This is a genomic window from Rossellomorea vietnamensis (assembly GCF_008180615.1).
GTDB lineage: Bacteria > Bacillota > Bacilli > Bacillales > Bacillaceae_B > Rossellomorea > Rossellomorea vietnamensis_D.
Genome location: NZ_VTEH01000001.1, coordinates 1 through 20,794, shown reverse-complemented (window position 1 = coordinate 20,794; position 20,794 = coordinate 1). Strand labels below are relative to the sequence as shown.

Genomic DNA, 20,794 nt, shown 5'->3' with positions numbered 1-20,794 from the left:
AGAGAATAAAAGGAAAGACCGCCTTTTTTTCTCTTTGGAACATTTGCCTGTCGGGGCTGATCAAGGCGCTTCCGCTTTTGTTCTTCTGCTATATCTTTCTGTCATAAACCCTCTTCAGGCGAATATTTTTAAGTTGCTGAATATTTAAGCGGGGGAGAGTAACTAATGAACAAAGTAATCGTGAAAAGCTGTGTCTTCATCGTGCTGGCAGTGATACTGGGCATAATGCTGATGTATGAAATTAAAAAAGGTGAAGAATTAAAAAAAGACAAGGTGACCCTTACCGAAAAATATTTTGCACCTGGTCAATCCAATGTGGCTGTTGGAATAAAAACAAATAAAACCATCGAGATAAGGGATAGCGGAGAGAAACACTGTGCAATGGAATTCAGCAACAAAAAAATATTTGAAGTTGATTGTGACAAATATCTTGATTTTACTATAGGAGATAAAGTTATTATTATTTATAAAGACAACCGCCTTATAAAACTCGGCAAAAAGTAGGGAGAGAAGAAAATGCAATTGGAAAGTATACCTGTAATTGAAACAGAGAACTATTTATTGACTGAAATTAAAGAGGACTATGCTTCACATATGTTTGAATTTCTAGGAGACAGAGTAACCATGAAGTATTTAACACCCCACCCTGATAAAACGGTACAAGAGGTGGCTGAAAGTATAAAACATTCACTGAAGCAGTTCAGCATGCAAAGTGAAATACCCTGGGTAATCAAAGAGAAACATAGCAGGAAAATCATTGGTATATTTCGGCTTCATAAGCTTAACTTCTGGCATAGTAAAACGGAGATGGGAGTAGTGATCTCCAGGGAGTATCAAAAAAAGGGAGTAATGACCGTACTTTTACCTGTGATTTTATCCTATTGCTTCAATAATCTGAGATTAAACAGGGTGGTGGGGGATATCTTCGATGAGAATGAAGGATCACGTAAATTGCTGCTTGCTCATGGATTTTGTGAAGAAGGGGTGCTGAGGCAGACAGATTTCGATGGAGAGAAGTATCATGACACTGTCGTATTTTCTATGTTGAGGAATGAATATTTAAATTTACCATAATGATATTATGGTAACAACGAACCGAACAACCCGTTCCATTTCTGTGAACGGGTTGTTTAATTATTGTAAGTCATTCGGAGGTTCATTGATATGCCCCTTATTACTCACTTCATCAAAAATGTTTTCCTGCATAGAAGCAGTGGAGGCGGTATAACTTGTTGGCTGTTGGACAGGAATGGCTTTATAGCCTGAATTTCCGGGGAAAACAGTCAGTTTATTATTGATCATTTGAGTAAGCAGCTCCAATTCCTGCCTGAGCTGAATGATATCTTCTTTGGTTGCAGGCTGTTTTGGCTGCTTCAAAATGATTCCCAGCTGTCCATTCGGTTCCAATGTCGCATACTGAACATCTGAAATGTTGCTGACTTGGGACTGCCGCAGTTTCATTTCCAGCTGATCAACGGTCAGGCGCATTTTTTTCAATGCCTTTTTTTGCAATGTGCCATTTTGTATAACCACTTTTGATTGTCCTGTGATGAATTTCTCCAATGGATCATTTTTAATCTGGACAAATTCCATAAAAACCAATGTAAGTACCAAGGTAAGCCCAACCAGCAGTGTAGCCCAAACTCCTTTGCCGACAATCGGCTGCACAAGAAGTGAACCGAGTCCTATCATGATGACAACTTGTGCTAATGTCATCTGTGAGATAGATTTTCTTCCTGCCACACGTAAAAGTAATGTTCCTCCAAAAACGATTAGAACAGCTTTCCAAAGTAAGTCAAAATCCATTACCTTTTCACTTCCTTCTAAGTACGTTCCCGTTAAATAAGTGCTTTGCTGTGTGTTAATGAGCTTCTGCAAACCACCTTATTGATGATTAGGTTGTGAAAAAGGGGAGTAGATTATACTTTATCAGCACGTCTTTATTCAGTCAGCTTACAAACACACCTTCTTGTTCTAGGTCCGTCGAATTCACAAAAGTAGATTCCCTGCCATGTACCCAGAAGGATTCTGCCCTTTGAAATGATAAATGTCTGTGAATGGCCGACCGTGCTGGTTTTTAAGTGAGCTGCAGTGTTTCCTTCCCTATGAAGATCTTTAATATGATTCCATGGATAGGTTTCATCCAGTCTCATTAAAAAATCTGTTTTAACATCAGGGTCGGCATTTTCATTTACGGTTATTCCGGCTGTTGTGTGCATGGACTGAACGATCAATGACCCTTCTTTTACCCCTGTTTTAGATATCCACTCTTGTATCCTTGCTGTGATATCCACTATTTCATCTCTGCTTGTCGTCGTGATTTCAAATTCCCTTATCAAGTTTATCAACCCTTTCCTTTTTTCTCCTTCCTTTACTATAGCTGATTTTTAATGAAGTTAAACCTTGTTGATAAGTACAAGGCGATTTGCAGGAAAAAGCAGGATATACAAGTGTTAACAAGAATTACTTAAAGTGGGAAAGCTTTGTTTATTGTGCCTGATAGGCATTGACTGCATGAGATAAGGCAATAGTCCTGTTGAAATAATGAATTTGGTGATATGAGAAGAAAAATGAGTTGCCTTCACTATTAAGAAGCAATGCTGCAAAGGAATTAGCAATAACCAGTTGCTATAACGGAAAAAAAGGGTAAGGTAAAGGATAGGGGGGAAATGATGAACATAGAAGATATTCAACGAAGATTTAAAAATCGGACACCAACCATTCTGGGCAGCGGACAGTATTACCGATTTTCAGTGCTTCTGCCTTTAATTAAAGTTAATAATGACATTCATATCTTGTTTGAAGTGAGGTCAGAGCAGCTGAGGCGTCAGCCTGGCGATATATGTTTTCCAGGAGGAAAAGTCGATGAGAGTGATGAAACAGAAAAGCAGACAGCTATCAGGGAAACTTGTGAAGAACTAGGGATCCAGGAAGGAAACTTATCTGCCCTCTACCCGATGGATTACATTGTTTCCTCGTTTGGCACTTTCATCTTCCCTTATGTAGGAATACTGGATGAGAAGGCCATAATCAAACCGAATGCAGATGAGGTAGCTGAAACTTTTACGGTTCCTTTGTCATTTTTCATTGATACAGAACCTAAAGTATATAAAGTACGCTTTACAATTGAACCTGAAGAGGACTTTCCACTGGATTTAATCGCCGGAGGGGAGAATTATAACTGGCTGACAAGAAAGATCGACGAGTATTTCTATTTCTATGAGGATAAGGTCATATGGGGATTGACGGCTAAGATATTGAAGCATTTTATTGATGAATTGACCGAAATAGAGTAAACAGCTTATACTCCAACCCGATTCTGTGTATAAGTATCTATGTCCAAAGGGGAACGTTTGTCAAAGCTCTGGGTATACCTTAGCCTGGAGGATATAATAACTTTATGTCACATTAGTTACGTTATGCAGCTATGTAATCATATAACGCCAATGTAATCGGATATTTTCTGAAATACAATAAGAATAGGGCAGAGAGAAAAACCTCGGTAACAAGAAATATCAGAAAGCAGTAAATACAGCTTGAAATTACTAAAGCACCGGAGTCTATTATATTGGAGGGAGAAGAATGTTTAATGAACATGTAAGGGGTGTTCTGGGAAAGCTTGCCTTAATGGACGATGAAGATCCCCGTATGGAAGAATATCTGCAAAGACTGCTGGATTTGCTTCTTCAAGATGAAGAAAAGACGATTCAGTTTTTGGAACAAGGAAGCCGCAAAGAATTGCTTCTCATTAGTGAACTATTTCCTGAGGTGGCTTACACTCTTGGCAGTGAAGACTTTCTGAAATATATCTATCAATTGGATAAGAAACACCCCGAACTAGATCTGTTAAGGCATATTGAAACAGATCCGAAGTATTTGAATTAATCAGGGGAAGGAAGGTTTGGCATGCAGCAAATCATTGCGCTTGGGGGCGGTGGGTTTTCGATGGAACCTGAAAACAGCCTCCTTGATACATACATTTTGGAACAAGCATCTGTGAAGACACCTAACATTTGCTTTCTTGCAACAGCCAGCGGTGATGCTGAAGGATACATAGACAGATTTTATCAATTTTTTCAGAAACTCGATTGTACACCATCACACTTATCAGTTTTTAAACCTCACACCCGTGATTTCAAAAGTTTTCTATTAAGTCAGGATATCATTTACGTTGGAGGAGGGAATACCAAAAATTTAATGGCACTCTGGCATGAATGGGGATTAGACACTATTCTGAAAGAGGCTTTGTCTTCCGGAATCATACTTTCGGGGCTAAGTGCGGGTTCCATATGCTGGTTTGAAGAAGGAGTCACAGATTCCTTTGGAGAAGGGTTGGAACCAATTAATGGTCTGGGTTTTTTAAAAGGAAGTCACTGTCCCCATTATGATGGGGAATTGGAAAGGCGTCCAGCATACACAGATTTAATAGCACGTTCGATATTGAAAGCAGGTTACGCAGCGGATGATGGTGCAGCCCTGCACTTTATCGATGGCAATCTTGCAAAAGCAGTTTCTTCACGCCGGCATGCTTTTGCTTATCTTGTAGAAGAATGCGGGGGAAAGGCAGCACAACAAAAACTAAATACGATCTTTTTGGGATAAAATGGGAACTGTTGATAACAGCCCCCTAAGAATTAAGTGAGTGACTTGAGTTTGATTGAATCAATGGAGGTTTTATTTTACCTCTAACAAGGAAGCTGGGCTTTAACACATTGAAGGAAATGAAATGGCAGTTATAAAGATATCTCAATATCACCATCATCGGTTATTAAAACAGTCGTATAGCTGTAGAAGGACTGGGCTGCTTCTATTTCACTTTCTTCTTGCGAGAGGGCATTCATGTAACGGTTATAACTATTAACATCTTTAATTATGTGGTAAAAGTAAGTAGGAATCCCATTCAAGGTATCCTTTTCCTTAAAAATAAACTGTCCTTGAAACCGATTTCCGAACCATTCACTTGCTTCTTGGTGACTCTCAAATTCAGGCATCTCTTCAGCAAGTTGTTCAATGTTGATGTCCATCCTGTACCTCCGTTTTTTAGTAAGTAAAAATGCAAAAATGGTTGATTAAACTTAGTGTTCAACCTGTTATATTGTGCAACTTAAGTTTTTTCCTGTAATTAAAAGCTTGGTACCTGGATATATGGACTTAAGTCTTAAGATAGATTTTATGATCTTCTGAACTGCCCTTTACTATCAAATCCCTGATGATTTTAGCAAGTACCATATTATATACAGTCCCGTTATCTCCGTAACCCATTAAGTAAAAATGGTTTGGTTTGCTCTCATATATACCGAGCATAGGAAGGCCATCGTGAGTTCCTCCATAAAATGCACCCAGGTAAAATTCAGGAGTGATTTTAATATGAGGAAAAAGCTTATTGAACTCTTGGACAAGTCTATCCTTCTTATTGAGAATTTTCCCGTTTCTTTCGGCAGCGATATCGGTATTCTCATCCAATCCTCCAATGATTATTCGATTGTCTGCTGTGGTACGCATATAGATATAAGGCCTGGCAGTTTCCCATATAAGGGAGCGTTTATGCCATCCGCTGAAATCCTCTACAACATTTGTGACAATGCTGTAGGAAGAGTTCAACACTGCGTTTTTTTCCTTTTTAAATTCCAGGGATTCATAGCCCCCGGCAACAATTACATATTGAGCTGTGATGGAAGAGGAGTTGTCCGTATAGTATACACTTTCCTTCTCTGTCACTTTTTGTCCAGTAATAAGGGTTTCTTCGAATATTCTTGTTCCGCTTTTCATCCCTTTTTTCAGTAATCCATGAGTGAATTTAAAAGGATTCAACTCAGCATCCTTTTTTCCGTAGATGGCTGCCAATTTGGAAAAGGAATAGCTGGATGCTATCTTTTCTCTATCAAGATACTCCACAGGGAAACCATGTTTATTGAGAAGTTGGAAGTCCTTTTTGAGTTTGGGAAGATCTTCTTTTGTACTTGCGTAGTAAAGAGTGTCTCTTTCGTGAAACTCGACATCTATATCGAGTGATTCAGCCGCTTTTTTAATTTCACTCATACCTTGCCTGCATAAGATTAGGTGCTGCATGGCTTTAGTTTCCCCAAAGGAATTGACTAGTTCATGGACCATTTTATCGCCCATGTACTGGATGAGGGCTGTGTTAGCTGCTGTACTTCCATAGCCTATTTTCCGTTTATCGACTACTGCTACATCAAGTCCGGATTCGGAAAGGAAGTAGGCACATTGAGCACCGGAACTGCCTCCTCCAATAATCAATACATCACAATTTATATTTTCTTGAAGGACCGGGTAAGATGGGGCATTCAAGAAGGTAGAAGGCCAATATAGCTTTCCCGACTGCAGATTCATTATAAACACATCCTAATTTAAGAACTTTGGTAAATACTATTTTCTTCAAAATCTTAGTAATCATTCACGCATAGAAAGGAGAGGCTGAAATGTTTGACTCTACATCCTATACAATCCTGCCCCAAAGCTTTTATGAGGCACCCACACTTCAATTGGCTGAAAACTTGCTCGGCTGTCTGCTTATCAAAGAGACAGAAGAAGGGATAACTTCTGGATATATAGTGGAAACAGAGGCCTATATGGGACCGGAGGACAGAGCTGCTCACAGCTTTAATAATCGACGGACCAAAAGAACGGAAATTATGTATGCTGAGGCAGGGAGGGTGTATACCTATGTGATGCACACTCATTGTCTGGTAAATGTGGTGAGCGGGCAGGTGGAAAAACCGGAGGCAATTCTGATCAGAGCCGTGGAGCCGAGAGATGGCATAGATTATATGATGGAAAGAAGACCAAAGAAGGGAAAAGAGCTGACAAATGGACCGGGAAAATTGACAAAAGCCATGGGAATCACCATGGAAGACTATGGCGGATGCTTTCATCAGGGTCCTTTATATATTGCAGAAGGGTATAAGCCGGTTAGTATAGAAAAAGGTACAAGAATCGGAATTGGCAATTCCGGGGAAGCACGTGATTATCTTTATCGCTATTGGATCACTGGAAATACATACATTTCTAAATAGCAGCAGCATAAAAAATGGGAAGCTATTCTATAGAGTTAGAATACTTTTTTTCTTTTCAGGGTTTGTATCAGTATGAACCTAAAAGGGGAGGCATAAATTATGCCGAATTAATCTTCAATTTAAGAAAAGTCTTTTTGGGAGGATCACTCATACTGATCAGAGAAAGAGAAAGTGAAAAAAATCTGAAGAAATCCTGTTTGATTAAAATTCGGAACGGGAAAAGATTTAATGAACGCAACTTAAAGGAGGAATTCATAATGAGCAAAGAACAAGAAGAAAAAGATAACCTCTCTTTAGAACAGGAAGAAAAAAAGGAAAGCAACCAGGAAATCGATCCGCAAAAGGATCCGGATAAGCCGAAGCATCCGGAAGATTGATTCTGGTTATATACGTAAGCCAAGGGTAGAATCCATAGGGTTCTATCCTTTTTGCAGCTATTTCCTCAATTGTTGCTTTCGGAAAAATCCCAAGAGCCGGAATTCTCCCCGAATACTAAGGGTTTTCTCTCAAACCTGAGAGAGGAGCTCTTTCTTTTCCTGTTTACGAGGTTATTCCGGCGAAATATGGTTATTTTTAAAGGAATTTATCTGAAATAGCAGCAAAGTATACGAAAACAGCCTATCAAAAACTATTGATGTATGCATGGTCCTAAGCGGTCACTGCCGATGGTACCATAAGAAGAATAGTACATATAAACTTTTTTTGAGGTGTGAAATGAGAAAAACTCTATTGCTGATGGGTCCAACCATCATGATTTTCATTGGGCTGACCCTTATTGGGAATGTACCTTTAACTTTTGCGTTATTCTACGGGTGGCTCCTTCTTATCCCAGTCTATTCAAGCTGGAAGAAGCAAAACCATTCACAATGGAAATTCAGTATAACCTCCCGCTCACTAATGCTGGGGATGGTTAGCGGAACCCTTGTACTGGTGATTATCTTTGCCGCTGTTTCCTATTTATTCTCATTCCTGATTGATCTGGAACTTATTCGTTCATTACTGAAGCAATGGGATTTTGATGGAAAGATGATATGGGTGTTAATTGCTGTACTACTAATATTAAACCCTTATCTTGAAGAAAATTATTGGAGGAATTTCATTTTTCAAGAGTTGAAAATGTCTACATCAGCTGGAAATGCCATTATCATTTCTTCTTTCTTTTACAGCTTGTATCATTTGCTTTCACTTGTAGAGCTGTTTAATTGGCCATTCAATGTACTTGCTGTCATTCCGATTTTTCTGGCAGGGCTCATCTGGGGGATCTTTAGACACAAATCTGGTTCGCTCGCTGCACCTATCCTCAGCCATGTTTTGGCAGATACCGGTATCATATTAATCTATTTGGTGTATATCCATACCTGGTGAAAATTTTTCTTTCCCTTAGGTATAACTATAAGTATCAAAAATGTAAAAAAGCAAGGTGTTTAAATACCTTGCTTTGGTGCAGTCTCATTAATTTATTCTGTAAGGCTCTTTTCTAAAGATTGCTTTCATAATAAATCCCAATAATTGGATTTTTCTCTGGATTGCTAAGGTTTTCCGCTCTAATCCGGGGGAGCATCTCTTTTCTTTCTTGCTTACCAGGATTTTAAGGGTGATTTATGGTGTTATCTTACGAAATTAATATTAAATAGCAACAAGTTCATTCGGATATTTGAACTGGAGTTGTAGAGGTGACAGAAAATCCTGTGTTTGTTATTTGAAATGGTCCTGTATTTCCTGAACCGGATCCCGTAGTGCTTTTAGTGCTTGAGATGGGTGACTGATAGAGTGGAGCACCGAAGGTTACTTCTCCACCGCTTACTTCTTTAATATATACATTTTTAATAAAACAAGGCATGATGCTCTGGCTCCTTTATACCGTTTTACCAAAAGAAAGCAGCAAGTGCTAACCCTGTAATCGCTCCTAATGCGATTCCGTATCCGAATCCACCATAGCCATAACCCCACCCTAGGTAGCCATATCCTTGATTTGGCCTGACAGGACGGATATAAACCTTGCTGTTGGTAACCCGAGTGATTTCCCCAATATGATTTCTTCCAAAACGATCATTGATTCTGACGACTTTCCCATGGTAACGGCAGCATAGATTGTAATAATTCATAATTCTCTTCTCCTCTCAAATTCAGTTAGTATAGTATTAACTTATTCCCCGATAGAATGGTTGCTTGTACATTCACCTATTTTCTCTTCTTTTCATTAGATAATTAGAGAAAGGGAAAGTGACGGATGCTTTAACTCATACAGAAGGTTAAGTGTTGATAAGACATTATCGGGGAAAAGGGGTTTGAGAAATGGGCAGTTATCTTGATTTCTTGGCGTTGTATGGAATTGGAGGCGCACATCCAGGAGGAATTTTATTAACCAAGGAGCTGATGTACCGCGAAACAATTTCAGAAGATATGTCAGTACTGGATATCGGCTGTGGTACAGGGCAGACTGCAGCTTTTATAAAAGAGATGTTCGGCTGCAGAGTGGTCGGATTGGAGAATCATCCGGTAATGCTGGAAAAAGCACATAAGAGAATGAGGGCTGAAGAGGCTGAGGTGGAAGTTATCTCAGGATCTGCAGAGAAGATGCCATTTAAGGATCAAGAGTTTGATTTCATTATTTGTGAATCTGTTTTGTCCTTTGTTGATAAGAAGGCCGTTCTGATGGAAGCGAACAGGGTTATGAAGGCGGGGGGTGTCTTCATCGCTGTCGAGATGACGGTTGAGCGGGAAATCTCAAGTGAAGATATGAAAATCTTGACAGGATTTTATGGGGTGAAGCAGCTGCTTAGAGAAGAGGAGTGGAGGAAGTGTTCGGAAGAGGCAGGATTCAAGAAAGTGGAAATAGAAAGACCGGATTTTCCACTGTTGTCTCAAGAACCAGTTATAGAATTTAATTTATCAGAAGAGATTCCCGAAGAGATTCATGAAATGCTGGATAGACACGAAGGATATTTAGCGGAATACAAAGACTTGCTGGGAGTAAGAATTATCCGTTGTACAAAATAATGAAAGAGGCTGGGACAAAACCATAATAAAAAGCTCTCTTCGCAAAGATTGTGGCTGAGTAAAAAGAATGGATTTCCGCTCCAGGTGCACGACTCCGCGGGGCGGGCGGTGAGCCTCCTCGGCTTTGCCTGTGGGGTCTCACCTGTCCCGCTAGTCCCGCAGGAGGTCGCACACCTTCCGCTCCAATCCGTCTACGTTCAGGAAAAATCGATAAATAACCTTAAAAGCAACATCTTTCAAATAGAGCCAATTAAAATGAAAGAACCGCATGAAATCAACCGCGGAGTCACGCACCTGGATTGGAGATCAATAGACCTATTTTCGGGGTGCGAATAACTCAACCGTTTCTTTGACTAATTAGAAATTTGTACTTCAAAACAGAATCCGTTAATTAAATAGACTGTTTTCTCATTGATATTGCTTTCGGCAGTATCACCCTCGGGACACTAAAAGTTATCTCTCTAAACAGGGAGCATCTCTTTTCTTTTGGTTTAGCAGAATATAAAGCGGTTTACCTACGAAGTTACTATATAATACCAACAAAGGTTAAGAGTAGAGCCTTTTAATTTTATCACTTTAAAGCACGAAAAAGATCTGTTCTTTTTGTGCTTTAAAGTGGTGAAGTACTTATGCTTTTATACGGGGAGCTGTTGGGTCGCACTCCGGCAGCTGTGTTCCTGCAGATTCATATAGTTTGATAAGATAGTAGCATTCTTCCCTTCCCATATGGTCAGYCATTAATGCTGAAAAGGATCCTAGAAGCTTATTGTTCATTTCCCATTCTTCCAACTCATTGAGGAAGCTTCTGAATATCTTCATTTCCAATTCTACATCTGCATTGAACTTCGATAAGGCAGGAAATTCGAGCAAACCAGTTCTCATATAGCCTGCAAGTTCAATCGCCTTTAAGTAAAAAGCTTCAAAATCTTTTTGAAATTCCGTCCCTTTTTCTTTCAGTTTTTTCTCACTAAGGTCAAGGCTGTCATTAATTGCGCCTGCATGTCCCGCTGCATCGGCCAGCCAGAGGAGGTGGTGATGAACGGGATGAAAGTCAGGAACTTCTTCGTTTTTCAACAGATGATCAAGGATTTTAATATATTCTTCTAATTCATTGACCATGTGATTAATGAATGTTTCACCAAGACCGAGGACGACTTTACCAGTTAATTTTTTTCTTATAAGCGAAAGTTTAAAGGTTCTCAATTTTTCCGTTTGCTTTGCAGCCATTGAAGTCAAATCGTCCAGTTTTTGGCCTGAGAGAGGCTGCCTTGACATTTCCAGGAGCTGATCCATATTTACGATGAATTGTTCTGCCCTATTTATCTCCTCTTTCTCAAGGGGGGATAAGGTATCACGAATAAACCGGGCATGGTCTCCAAGTATTTGAAGCCAGAAACGGTGCTCGTAAAGAGCCTTTTCCTCAAAACGTTCTCTATTCATCCAATATGACACTCCTTTAGATTTTTTCGAAAGTACTATCCTAATGACTTGAAATTCCCAATTTCAGAATGACCCTTTAAAAAAGGGAAGGAATCAGACCTGTCTAAATGATATCGATTTAATATATGAGAGGATGACAGCAAAAATTAGTAAAAGTTATTTCTCTGTCAGCCTGAATAATTTCACCCTGCTCGTAAAAAGTGATAAAGTATGTGTATTAATCACTTATAAGAGAATAGAGAGGGTTTTACTATGATTCGTTTTGGAGTTATTGGAACAAACTGGATTACTGATCGGTTTCTGGATGCTGCGGAAGGAGTAGACGGGTTTGAACTCAAAGCGGTATATTCCAGGACGGAAGAACGCGCCAAAGAATTTGCAGGCAAGCATGGAGTTAAGCAGACATTTACTGATTTAGAGGAAATGGCTAAGAGCGATAGTATCGATGCTGTTTACATAGCGAGCCCTAATATTCTGCACGCTGAGCAATCCATCCTCTTTATGAATGGTGGAAAACACGTTCTGTGCGAAAAGCCTGCTGCCAGCAATACTAAAGAACTTCAAAAAATGATTGAGGCGGCAAAGGATAATGATGTTTTGTTAATGGAAGCTCTGAAAACAACCTTTATTCCAGGGTTTCAGGCAATCAAAGATAACCTGCCCAAAATCGGCAGGGTAAGAAGATTTGTTTCTGTTAAAAATCAATATTCCTCCCGGTATGATGCCTATCGGAATGGAACCGTCCTCAATGCTTTTAAACCGCAACTGGCAAATGGGTCATTGATGGATATAGGCATATACTGTGTTGTTCCAATCATCACCTTATTCGGACTTCCTGAAAGCATCTTTGCGCAGGGTATGTTATTAGAAACGGGTGCAGATGGCGAAGGGACCATTCTTTTTAAGTATGAAGAGATGGAAGCGGTGGCGATGTACTCCAAGATTACTAATTCTGCTATCCCTTCAGAAATACAGGGAGAGGATGGGAGTATCATCATTGACAGTATTTCTGATCCTCAAAAGGTAGAAATACATTATAGAGATGGTTTAGTTGAAGATATAAGTGCTGATCAAAAAGAAAACACTATGTTTTATGAAATCAGTGAGTTTGTCGATTCCATAGTGAAAGGTGAAAGAGAATCCACGAAACAATCCTTTCAGCAGTCTTTAAATACTATGGAAATTCTGGAAGAGGCGAGAAGGCAGATTGGTATCAAGTTTCCCAGTGATGATTCACAATGAACCTAATTGCTAGTCATCCATATTACGTCGTCACCAGGAAAATTGAAAGTAACGTTCAGGCATCATATGAATCAGAACATGAGCTATTACTTTATGGCGAATGCATAGCGTGTTCGCTGAAATCTTTTTGGCTGAAAGATGTCTATGATATCTCTTATAAGTCATTAAATGAAGGAAAAGGTTTTCTTTATTTACATACTCATCAGGGAGTACACACTTTTTATGTAAAACAAAATCCAGCTTCATTCATCAAGGAATACAAGAAACTTCAGTAGCGGAACCATCCAAAAATACTTTTGCGATTAGCCGGAAAGAGGCTGGGACAAAACCATAATAAAAAGCTCTCTTCGCAAAGATTGTGGCTGAGTAAAAAGAATGGATTTCCGCTCCAGGTGCACGACTCCGCGGGGCGGGCGGTGAAGCAAAAGCGGAAGTGGCCGTTCAGCGACGTACAGATTTTAGGGCTCTCGCATGAGATAAAGGAATCACGGAGAGCGACCGCGATTCGATGATGACTTATCGCAAGGAGAGAGACCGAAATCTGCTAGTCGCTGGCCGCTGGAGCTGGATGAGCCTCCTCGGCTTTGCCTGTGGGGTCTCACCTGTCCCGCTAGTCCCGCAGGAGGTCGCACACCTTCCGCTCCAATCCGTCTACGTTCAGGAAAAATCGATAAATAACCTTAAAAGCAACATCTTTCAAATAGAGCCAATTAAAATGAAAGAACCGCATGAAATCAAGTATAAAACCTTGAACTCATGCGGTTTTATTTTTCTACTATCCCAACTTATGTCCCAGCCTCTTTCTATATTATTGTGGAATTAATTTAAGCAGAGATGCTTGGTATGCTGCATCAATAGGTTAGAAAGGGTTCGGATAGGGATATCATAAGAAGATTTTTGAATTCTGGGGCTGTTAAACTGGATAACTTTACTGCACCAAAATCTCCCTCCTTTAATACATCCATGTACTTTGTGTTACGAGTCTATTAAATTCAAGAAGAATAAGGTTAAAGCATAAGAGTTCCGGCAATAGACATAGGAAAAATTAAAATCGGGGGTTTCATGAATGTTTACATTGAGTGATATGTGGACCTTTTTTCTTGCGTTCTTTTTGACATTGCCTTTAGTGACCTTGGTCCATGAGGCGGGACACGTACTGGCCGCAAGAGCATTTGGTGCCAAAATTAAGTTTACGTTGGGTGCAGGGAAAACCTTGTTCAAGATAGGGCCGCTTGAGGTGAAGAGATTATATTTTATGGATGGCTGGTGTCAATATGAAAGCCTCAAATACGATAAATTATGGGTTCATATATTTATCTATATATCCGGCAGTTTATCTAACCTTGCAGTCATTCTGGTAATCAACTTTTTGATCTATCAAGGTACACTGCCTGTCCATATTTTCTTTTACCAGTTCGTTTATTTCTCTGTCTATTTCATCTTTTTCTCTCTGTTTCCATTCAAGACAGGGGAAGGGCAGCCAAGTGACGGACTTGCCATTTACGAGGTGATTAAATATGGGAAGAAGGCGGATCCAATAGACTGATTTATCATCTTTGAACTACCTGTTTACAGGCAGGATTAAAATTGATAGAAAAAACTAAACCCCGGTATGTATAGTTTCTCTCTTAACTGGAGATTGAGAATAGGCTGAGTTTAATAGTTTACGAATTTGTAATTCAGGGAAAAACACTACTATTAGATTTCATAGGGAGGTATTGGCGGCATGAAGCGACTCATAAAGTCCCTTGTCAAATGGGGGCCAATCGTATATCCATTATATAAAAAGTATAGAAACAAAAAAAGGAGTTCAAAATCATATTGAAAACCTTGTTAAGTTAGAAAACCCTTCTCGGAAAATTTATGAGAAGGGTTTTTTAAAGGGTGTTTTTGCATAGCTCTTTTCTAAAAGATTGTTGCTTTTGGATGGCTATTTGCATTTCACCCCCTTCACGGAAGGGGATTGGAACGGAAGGCGTGCGACCTCCTGCGGGACTAGCGGGACAGGTGAGACCCCGCAGGCAAAGCCGAGGAGGCTCACCGCCCGCCCCGCGGAGTCGTGCGGCTGGAGAGGAAATCCATCACTTTTCCACAGCCACAATCTTTACGAAAACAGCCTTTTGCATTCATTGCTTTTTGGAAAATTCCCACAGCTGATCTCGCCTGGCTAAAGAGGTTTTCTCTCTAATCGGGAAGAGCAGCTCTTTTCTTTCTTGCTTATCAGAATTATCTAGGTGAATTATATTGTTATCTCTAGAATTTAATCCATAATAGCAACAAAGCTTGTGAAAAATAGCTTAGAGAAAAAGGCGGTTTTTCCTTTAATTCTCTTCAGGTTATCTGTCGACGAGAGCTGGTCTCTAAAGCTGGAAGCAGGTATGACACTTGAAAGTTAGAGTATAACCTAACCTTATTTAGCTTCACAAAAAAAAGCAGCAAAAGAATCGCTGCTTTTGATTATTTCTCATTTATGATTGCACCTACACCGTAAAATTTGTTTTCTTCAGCCTGCTGTCAAGCATCAGGTTGCCGAACGGAACAAAGGCGACTAGAACAGAGCCGAAGATCCATTTAAATGCCCAGCGTACCTTGATTGTCGTATAACCAATGACCAGCAAATATACAATGAAGAAAAAACCATGTAAAGCCCCCACAACCGACACAGCTTCAGGGATGTCTGCTATGTACTTAAGCGGCATTGCAATGAATAATAAAACCAACAGGGATGCTCCTTCTATAAATCCCATTAACCTAAATCGTCCAATATCTGTTTTTAACATAGTAGTTCCTCCAATATCTATACTTGTTCTTATTATAGTATATTGTGATGGGATAAATCCCTGCTTTCTAAAGATTTCATTAAATTTTCACTTTAGTCTTTTTAAAAGGCTGTTTTCGCATTCATTGTTGCTTATGCAAAAATTCGAAAAGCCTGATTTTCCCTGGATACTAAGAGTTTGATCTCTTATCGGAGAAGAGCATTTTTTTTCTTTTCGACCTTACCATATTGACACTTCTTAATAGTGACATTTCTTCGGAAGTAGTACCAAATAGCAGCAAATTTTACCAAAAGATGATTTTAATATTCATAAGACGAAGTAAACTCGGTAAGGAATTATTATACATTTAGAAGAGAGGCAGAATCCACGAGCAATTGAGCTGAAGCCTTTCGAAGGTGAAGAGTATGGAATGTCAAAGGCAGGTTTAGAAAAGTTTTCAGAAGGAAGATTCCTTTAATTTACGCTGCATTTTTAACAGTTTAAATATTGCTAAAAATATCAAAGCTTTATAAAATAAAAGTATATTTAAGATGAGGTGAACCCCCTGATGCAGGAAAAAAATAATAGGCTGCTTTTTCAATATATTATCGATAATGACCATAAAATGACGGATGCCTGGCTCGATTGCCGTAAGCACTGTGCTGGTTTTTCAGTATATGCTAAAAATACCTCTTCAGAAATAGAAAGCAAGCTTAGAAGCCAGAATTCAGAATTCATTGAGAGCCTTGCGTATGTATTAATATGCAAAGACAACTTTAGCGAAAGAGTAGACAGATGGGCAGAAAAAATAGCTCATGAGAGAGTTGAGCTGGGTACATCGATTAATGAAATAGTTCAGCAGTTCGGTATTTTCCGGAAAATCTTTTGGGATTTCATTGAAAAGTTCATTCATGAAAACCATACAGAAGTACCCCAGGTCTTAGAATGGAGCAGAGAATTAAATTCAGGTTTTGATTCAGTCATTGAGAAATTTACCGAGCTATACCATGCGAAAACAAAGGACTCTTTATCAAAGCAGGAAAATCTGATTAAAGCAATTATTTCCCCTGTGATTCCCGTCACTGAATCTGCTGCCATCTTTCCTCTTTTAGGAAACTTAAATATAACGATTGCAGAAGGACTTGCAGATTCAGTTTTGGAGCAATGCACGAAATATAATATCACCAAGTTGTTTATCGACATTTCCGGAGTGGGAACTATAGACACAATGATTGCCAACCAAATCTTTCAAATGATATCCAGTCTGAAATTGATAGGTGTCGAGGCCTTTCTTTCGGGCATTCGTCCTGAATTGGCGATGACCGCGGTCCACCTGGGTATTGATTTTAAAGAATATCCATCATACAGCAGCTTAAAACAGGCTTTAAAGGAAAATGGTCTGCATGTAGAGAGCTTTTTACATTAGGCTGTTTATCGCAACAATTGTTGCTTTCGGAGGTCCCCGGATACTAAGGGATTTCTCTCTAATCGGGGAAAGCAGCTCTTTTCTTTCATGATCACCAAGTTATTAAGATGAATAATGATTAGTTTTTTTGGAATTAGCATCCAAATAGCGACGAAGTTTACGAAAAGAGCCTTGCATTAATAATCAAAACCCCGGCTGAAAGTTTCAGCCGGGGTTTTAGTTAATGTCGATCATTAGCAGCAGAAATCAAAGGGGTGGTGAGGAGGCACTGCTTTTTGGCACCAGTTCGGTTCAAGGTAAGGATCTCCCCAATGCCACGCTCCCAAAGCAGCTGCACAAGCATCTATTGCATGTGTAGAGGATCCTGCCTCATTAGGCAGTTCATTCAAATCTGTGGACTGGAGAAAATGAAAGATCTGCTTTTGAGAGTCTTCGCTTCTTTTGTATTCAAGCAGATGAGGAAGCAGTTCATCAGGGATTCTAGAACCCATTACAGCACCTGGATGAACCTCCACAACCTTTATTGGTCTGTCTGTCTTAAGAGAGTCAATCGAACGTGTCAGGGCAATTCCCCTCAGGGTGAGATAAGCCATTCGATTCATGGTGGGTGACATGACCGAAGAAGTATTCATACCAAGACTTTTTATATAGGCACGAAGGCTCTTGTCTGCTTTTCGGTCGCCGCCGCCGTCCTGGTAAGATAAGGGGGAATCTATGCCTACAAACACAGAATCATTTTCTACTTCTCTTTTAATTTGAGAGAGGATCACTTCATCAGTAGCTCCTGAAATCAACTGCCGAAATCTTAAAGATCCATTGACTTTTTCAAAAATTGAAATTACCGTATCTTTTGGATTAGAGGGACCTGATAAATCAATTCCCATAACAATCATGATCTCACCTGCTTTCTATTTTATTGAATTATAATTTCAGTGCTTGTCAAGCGAATCGTTATCCTTTTTAACATGCTTAAGCTTTTGATGTTGTTTCATAACACTCTACCCATATTACTAAGGTTATAAATCGGATTTTTTGGGGTAATGGGCGCTGAAAGTTTTTTATTAAATCCGCTTGTATTGTATAACAAGCACAGCTTCTATCAGCGAACTCCTCTGTATGCAGATCATCTTTCGAGAGTTATCAGCACAAAAAAAACCGTCTTATAGAAAGACGGATAATGGGAAGAGCATGGAAACAGCCACAGGGCTCAATTTCCTTAAATATTTCAGAGTGATTAAGTTGAATTTTTCCGGCTGATCGATATTGCATACATGGCCGGAATCCTCTATTAGGTGTAAATCAAGCTCTTTTTGCTTTTCCACCAGCTGTTTCACCGGGGCCAGGAACAAGTGGTCTTCCTCACCCATCACAAAGAGAGTAGGAATCCCCTGGGAATCAATTTGTAAATTTTTCAGGTATGGATTGATGGATTTTGTCAACCCTAACCAGCGTATGAATTCTTTTTGACACATTTTTCTAGCCTGCTTCACGAATGTGTATCTGGATTCAATATGCCTTGGCTGAGGCATGATAATCCAGGCAAATAATTTGTAGAGCCACATATAAGGAATGAGAAACTTAAATGCATTCCCGACGGCCAGCAAAAATTTTGTTCTAAGGTTCAACTTTATGATGGCTCCTGCTAATATCATGGAAGAAAGCCGTTCAGGATGTTTTCCTGCAAGAGTCTGTACTACAATCGTTCCGAGTGATATTCCTATAAAGTGGGATGACTTTATCTTTAGATAGTCGAGAACATCGATGACTTCCTCAGCCACATTGACAAAGGAGTCGCCTTTTTTCCAAGAAGCCTGGGAACTTCCATGTCCTCTTAGATCAATTAATAATACATTAAATTCTTTTTTGAAATCTTTAATTTGTTTAAACCAGATACTGGAACTACCCCCGGCACCATGGATAAAAGTTACCCAAGGCAAAGAAGTATCTTTAACATATGTTCGATAATGTAACATTTTATGCAACCTCACAATCGATGATGAAAACATGGATTATATATTTTCATAGATTACAATAGTTGATCTATATCTTTTCTGAGAAGATTACTAAAGCGATTCTATTATAACCCATTACCCGAAATTTATCATCTCACACTATAAATCGAAATATAAAAAGACCGCCCAATTCCTCTGAGAAAATGGGACAGTCTTAATTTACGGGGTACAAAGCGCAAGGTGTTATTCTTTGAAGAAATTTTGAAATTTCTCTCGATCTTGCTGGTTTCCTTCTTGATAATAAGGATTGGACTCTTCTGAGTTTTGCTGATCCAGATTGGTTTTGATAACAAGAGACGGACTTGATGGCCGTGAAGCAATCAGCCTGTCATCCAGGCTGTCAAAGTTTGGGTCTTGCTGTTTTTTATCTTTATCATTATCCATAAAAATTCACCTCCATCCTCTAGGATGCAGATGAAACTTCAAATTATGTATGTAGGTACCCCACAGTAAAAAAAAGCTGACCTGGATAAACCAGGTCAGAAAAAACGAGGGGGCCAAATAGTCTTTCAAATCTTCTTTTATAATGTACCTCTAATTTAACGGAAAGCCAATATTGATATAAGTCCATAGCTGTCCATATAATCCTTTGAATAGGAAAAAATCTTCTGTTACGTAGCGAAATCATGAATAACTATAACTCTAAGCATATTGAAAGGTAATATGAAAACATTACCATAACCTTCATGGAAAATGATATTATAGAGTTGCAGGAAAGGAGGGTGATATTATGGGAGCTATCATTCTATTTGATGGAGTTTGCAATCTCTGCAATCATATCGTTCAATTCGTGATAAAAAGGGATAAGCATGCTTATTTTAAATTTGCTTCCTTACAAAGCGAAACCGGCCAAACGTTACTGGAGAAATTTATGGTTGATCCTAAAACAGACAGCATCGTCTTGATAGAGCAAGATGAATGTTATATGAAATCTTCTGCAGCCTTGAGAGTGAGCAAAAAACTCTCTGGTATTTGGAAGACCTTTTTTATCTTTATCATTATTCCTCCTGTCATAAGAGATAAAGTATATGACCTTATTGCCCGAAATCGATATCAATGGTTCGGAAAGAGAGATAGTTGTATGCTTCCATCCCCTGAAATGAAAAAAAGATTCATTCAATGAGAAAAAATGAATCTTTTATTAAGTTTGTTCGTAAATACGTGTAGTACATAAATAAATGTTCAGGAGGAGATTAAATTGGTAAAACGCACAGGAGAAATAGTTATGGGAGTCATTGGGATTATACTGAGTGCATTATTTGCCGTAATGGGCTTTATTTTAAATGCAAACAGCGGAGCCATGCAGGAGATGGTGGAGGAGGAGTTCAGCCAGGATCCAACTCTTACCGCCGAAGATACAAATTTTATCCTTCAGTCTATGGAATCGGTAGGTCCGTTTTTGATAGGTCTGGGCTTGATCAGCTCGATACTTGGCTTGATTGCTGTTCTTCTAATTAAAGGAAACAAGAAACCTGTTATAGCAGGAATTTTGTTTATCCTGGCTGCTTTAGTAGTCGGGCTTGGTACGGTAGGCGCTGGTTTCCTCCCAGGAATCCTTTTCCTGGTTGCAGGTATTATGGCCTTTGTCAGAAAACCTAAGGATGTTAATGACGCTCCATAATGTCCTGAAACTGACGGCTCATTTTGTCCTGAACTTGACGGATTTATTGCCTATTAAAGATACAGAAGGGAGGCTTGTGAGGCCTCCCCAAAACATCTATAAATCTACCTCATAGGTTTCATTTTGCTTCAAATAAAAACGGACTTCGTGACTGCCGGTGATAATGTACCAATCTCTGCCGAGCTCAAGCCTGCATGACAACACCTTTCCATAACCAAGATTCAGCTCGAACCATTCGCCACACCTCAGTTTGTAACCTT

Annotated in this window: 26 protein-coding genes; 14 read left to right on the top strand and 12 right to left on the bottom strand. The window is 39.3% G+C overall.

Annotated elements, in window-relative coordinates:
• Positions 1-165 precede the first annotated feature (165 nt).
• Positions 166-504, top strand: coding sequence for a hypothetical protein (locus tag FZC79_RS00135; RefSeq protein ID WP_148944895.1), 339 nt, complete (start codon positions 166-168; stop codon positions 502-504).
• 12 nt (positions 505-516) lie between these two features.
• Positions 517-1,074, top strand: coding sequence for a GNAT family N-acetyltransferase (locus tag FZC79_RS00130; RefSeq protein WP_148944894.1), 558 nt, complete (start codon positions 517-519; stop codon positions 1,072-1,074).
• Positions 1,075-1,134: 60 nt separating this feature from the next.
• Here the strand turns inward: FZC79_RS00130 and FZC79_RS00125 are convergent, their stop codons facing one another.
• Positions 1,135-1,806 carry a DUF421 domain-containing protein gene (locus FZC79_RS00125; protein ID WP_148944893.1) on the bottom strand — a complete coding sequence of 224 codons (672 nt, stop codon included), beginning with the start codon at positions 1,804-1,806 and terminating at the stop codon, positions 1,135-1,137.
• A 134-nt stretch (positions 1,807-1,940) separates the two neighbouring features.
• Positions 1,941-2,339: a secondary thiamine-phosphate synthase enzyme YjbQ gene (locus FZC79_RS00120; protein WP_148945446.1), complete on the bottom strand. Its 399-nt coding sequence runs from the start codon at positions 2,337-2,339 to the stop codon at positions 1,941-1,943.
• 333 nt (positions 2,340-2,672) lie between these two features.
• Here FZC79_RS00120 and FZC79_RS00115 point away from each other — a divergent pair, with 333 nt between their 5' ends.
• The 3 genes from FZC79_RS00115 (at position 2,673) to FZC79_RS00105 (ending at position 4,602) form a co-directional block, all read left to right on the top strand.
• Complete coding sequence (locus tag FZC79_RS00115; RefSeq protein WP_148944892.1) at positions 2,673-3,296, top strand: NUDIX hydrolase; 624 nt, start codon at positions 2,673-2,675, stop codon at positions 3,294-3,296.
• A gap of 286 nt (positions 3,297-3,582) precedes the next feature.
• The gene (locus FZC79_RS00110) at positions 3,583-3,885 is read left to right on the top strand and encodes a hypothetical protein (RefSeq protein ID WP_148944891.1); all 303 of its coding nucleotides are present in this window, start codon (positions 3,583-3,585) and stop codon (positions 3,883-3,885) included.
• A 21-nt stretch (positions 3,886-3,906) separates the two neighbouring features.
• Positions 3,907-4,602: a peptidase E gene (locus FZC79_RS00105; protein ID WP_148944890.1), complete on the top strand. Its 696-nt coding sequence runs from the start codon at positions 3,907-3,909 to the stop codon at positions 4,600-4,602.
• A 131-nt stretch (positions 4,603-4,733) separates the two neighbouring features.
• Here FZC79_RS00105 and FZC79_RS00100 read toward each other — a convergent pair whose 3' ends face one another.
• On the bottom strand, positions 4,734-5,024 hold the full coding sequence (locus FZC79_RS00100; protein ID WP_148944889.1) for a hypothetical protein: 291 nt from the start codon (positions 5,022-5,024) through the stop codon (positions 4,734-4,736).
• 127 nt (positions 5,025-5,151) lie between these two features.
• A complete protein-coding gene (locus FZC79_RS00095; RefSeq protein WP_148944888.1) occupies positions 5,152-6,351 on the bottom strand; it encodes an NAD(P)/FAD-dependent oxidoreductase in 1,200 nt (399 codons plus the stop codon).
• An 89-nt stretch (positions 6,352-6,440) separates the two neighbouring features.
• On the opposite strand from FZC79_RS00095, the gene FZC79_RS00090 reads away from it, so the two are divergent.
• The 3 genes from FZC79_RS00090 (at position 6,441) to FZC79_RS00080 (ending at position 8,399) form a co-directional block, all read left to right on the top strand.
• The gene (locus FZC79_RS00090; RefSeq protein ID WP_148944887.1) at positions 6,441-7,034 is read left to right on the top strand and encodes a DNA-3-methyladenine glycosylase; all 594 of its coding nucleotides are present in this window, start codon (positions 6,441-6,443) and stop codon (positions 7,032-7,034) included.
• Between the two features lie 257 nt (positions 7,035-7,291).
• Positions 7,292-7,411, top strand: a complete 120-nt coding sequence (locus tag FZC79_RS00085; protein WP_113928572.1) for a 3-methyladenine DNA glycosylase — start codon at positions 7,292-7,294, stop codon at positions 7,409-7,411.
• Positions 7,412-7,748: 337 nt separating this feature from the next.
• Positions 7,749-8,399 (top strand): CPBP family intramembrane glutamic endopeptidase, encoded by a 651-nt coding sequence (locus tag FZC79_RS00080; protein ID WP_187442587.1) that lies wholly within the window; start codon positions 7,749-7,751, stop codon positions 8,397-8,399.
• A gap of 277 nt (positions 8,400-8,676) precedes the next feature.
• On the opposite strand, the gene FZC79_RS00075 is transcribed toward FZC79_RS00080, so the two are convergent.
• Positions 8,677-8,874 (bottom strand): spore germination protein, encoded by a 198-nt coding sequence (locus tag FZC79_RS00075; protein ID WP_148944885.1) that lies wholly within the window; start codon positions 8,872-8,874, stop codon positions 8,677-8,679.
• Between the two features lie 25 nt (positions 8,875-8,899).
• Positions 8,900-9,139: a hypothetical protein gene (locus FZC79_RS00070; RefSeq protein ID WP_148944884.1), complete on the bottom strand. Its 240-nt coding sequence runs from the start codon at positions 9,137-9,139 to the stop codon at positions 8,900-8,902.
• 190 nt (positions 9,140-9,329) lie between these two features.
• On the opposite strand from FZC79_RS00070, the gene FZC79_RS00065 reads away from it, so the two are divergent.
• Positions 9,330-10,034, top strand: a complete 705-nt coding sequence (locus FZC79_RS00065; RefSeq protein WP_148944883.1) for a class I SAM-dependent methyltransferase — start codon at positions 9,330-9,332, stop codon at positions 10,032-10,034.
• A 627-nt stretch (positions 10,035-10,661) separates the two neighbouring features.
• On the opposite strand, the gene FZC79_RS00060 is transcribed toward FZC79_RS00065, so the two are convergent.
• Positions 10,662-11,474 carry a DUF2935 domain-containing protein gene (locus FZC79_RS00060; protein ID WP_148944882.1) on the bottom strand — a complete coding sequence of 271 codons (813 nt, stop codon included), beginning with the start codon at positions 11,472-11,474 and terminating at the stop codon, positions 10,662-10,664.
• Between the two features lie 252 nt (positions 11,475-11,726).
• On the opposite strand from FZC79_RS00060, the gene FZC79_RS00055 reads away from it, so the two are divergent.
• A complete protein-coding gene (locus FZC79_RS00055; protein ID WP_148944881.1) occupies positions 11,727-12,716 on the top strand; it encodes a Gfo/Idh/MocA family protein in 990 nt (329 codons plus the stop codon).
• Positions 12,717-13,782: 1,066 nt separating this feature from the next.
• Entirely contained in the window at positions 13,783-14,262 is a 480-nt protein-coding gene (locus FZC79_RS00040; RefSeq protein ID WP_148944878.1) for a site-2 protease family protein, read from the top strand.
• 934 nt (positions 14,263-15,196) lie between these two features.
• Here FZC79_RS00040 and FZC79_RS00035 read toward each other — a convergent pair.
• Positions 15,197-15,496: a DUF3817 domain-containing protein gene (locus FZC79_RS00035; RefSeq protein WP_148944877.1), complete on the bottom strand. Its 300-nt coding sequence runs from the start codon at positions 15,494-15,496 to the stop codon at positions 15,197-15,199.
• A 547-nt stretch (positions 15,497-16,043) separates the two neighbouring features.
• On the opposite strand from FZC79_RS00035, the gene FZC79_RS00030 reads away from it, so the two are divergent.
• Positions 16,044-16,901, top strand: coding sequence for an STAS domain-containing protein (locus tag FZC79_RS00030; RefSeq protein ID WP_148944876.1), 858 nt, complete (start codon positions 16,044-16,046; stop codon positions 16,899-16,901).
• A 233-nt stretch (positions 16,902-17,134) separates the two neighbouring features.
• Here the strand turns inward: FZC79_RS00030 and FZC79_RS00025 are convergent, their stop codons facing one another.
• The 3 genes from FZC79_RS00025 to FZC79_RS00015 form a co-directional block, all read right to left on the bottom strand.
• Positions 17,135-17,794, bottom strand: coding sequence for a DUF429 domain-containing protein (locus FZC79_RS00025; RefSeq protein ID WP_148944875.1), 660 nt, complete (start codon positions 17,792-17,794; stop codon positions 17,135-17,137).
• Between the two features lie 267 nt (positions 17,795-18,061).
• Positions 18,062-18,874, bottom strand: a complete 813-nt coding sequence (locus tag FZC79_RS00020) for an alpha/beta fold hydrolase (protein ID WP_148944874.1) — start codon at positions 18,872-18,874, stop codon at positions 18,062-18,064.
• A 222-nt stretch (positions 18,875-19,096) separates the two neighbouring features.
• Positions 19,097-19,297: a hypothetical protein gene (locus FZC79_RS00015; RefSeq protein WP_148944873.1), complete on the bottom strand. Its 201-nt coding sequence runs from the start codon at positions 19,295-19,297 to the stop codon at positions 19,097-19,099.
• Positions 19,298-19,643: 346 nt separating this feature from the next.
• Here FZC79_RS00015 and FZC79_RS00010 point away from each other — a divergent pair, with 346 nt between their 5' ends.
• Both FZC79_RS00010 and FZC79_RS00005 read left to right on the top strand, forming a co-directional pair.
• Entirely contained in the window at positions 19,644-20,036 is a 393-nt protein-coding gene (locus FZC79_RS00010; RefSeq protein WP_148944872.1) for a thiol-disulfide oxidoreductase DCC family protein, read from the top strand.
• Between the two features lie 75 nt (positions 20,037-20,111).
• Positions 20,112-20,534: a DUF4064 domain-containing protein gene (locus tag FZC79_RS00005; protein WP_252183208.1), complete on the top strand. Its 423-nt coding sequence runs from the start codon at positions 20,112-20,114 to the stop codon at positions 20,532-20,534.
• Between the two features lie 96 nt (positions 20,535-20,630).
• Here FZC79_RS00005 and FZC79_RS22870 read toward each other — a convergent pair whose 3' ends face one another.
• Entirely contained in the window at positions 20,631-20,783 is a 153-nt protein-coding gene (locus FZC79_RS22870; protein WP_187442619.1) for a DUF5348 domain-containing protein, read from the bottom strand.
• Between the last annotated feature and the right edge of the window lie 11 nt (positions 20,784-20,794).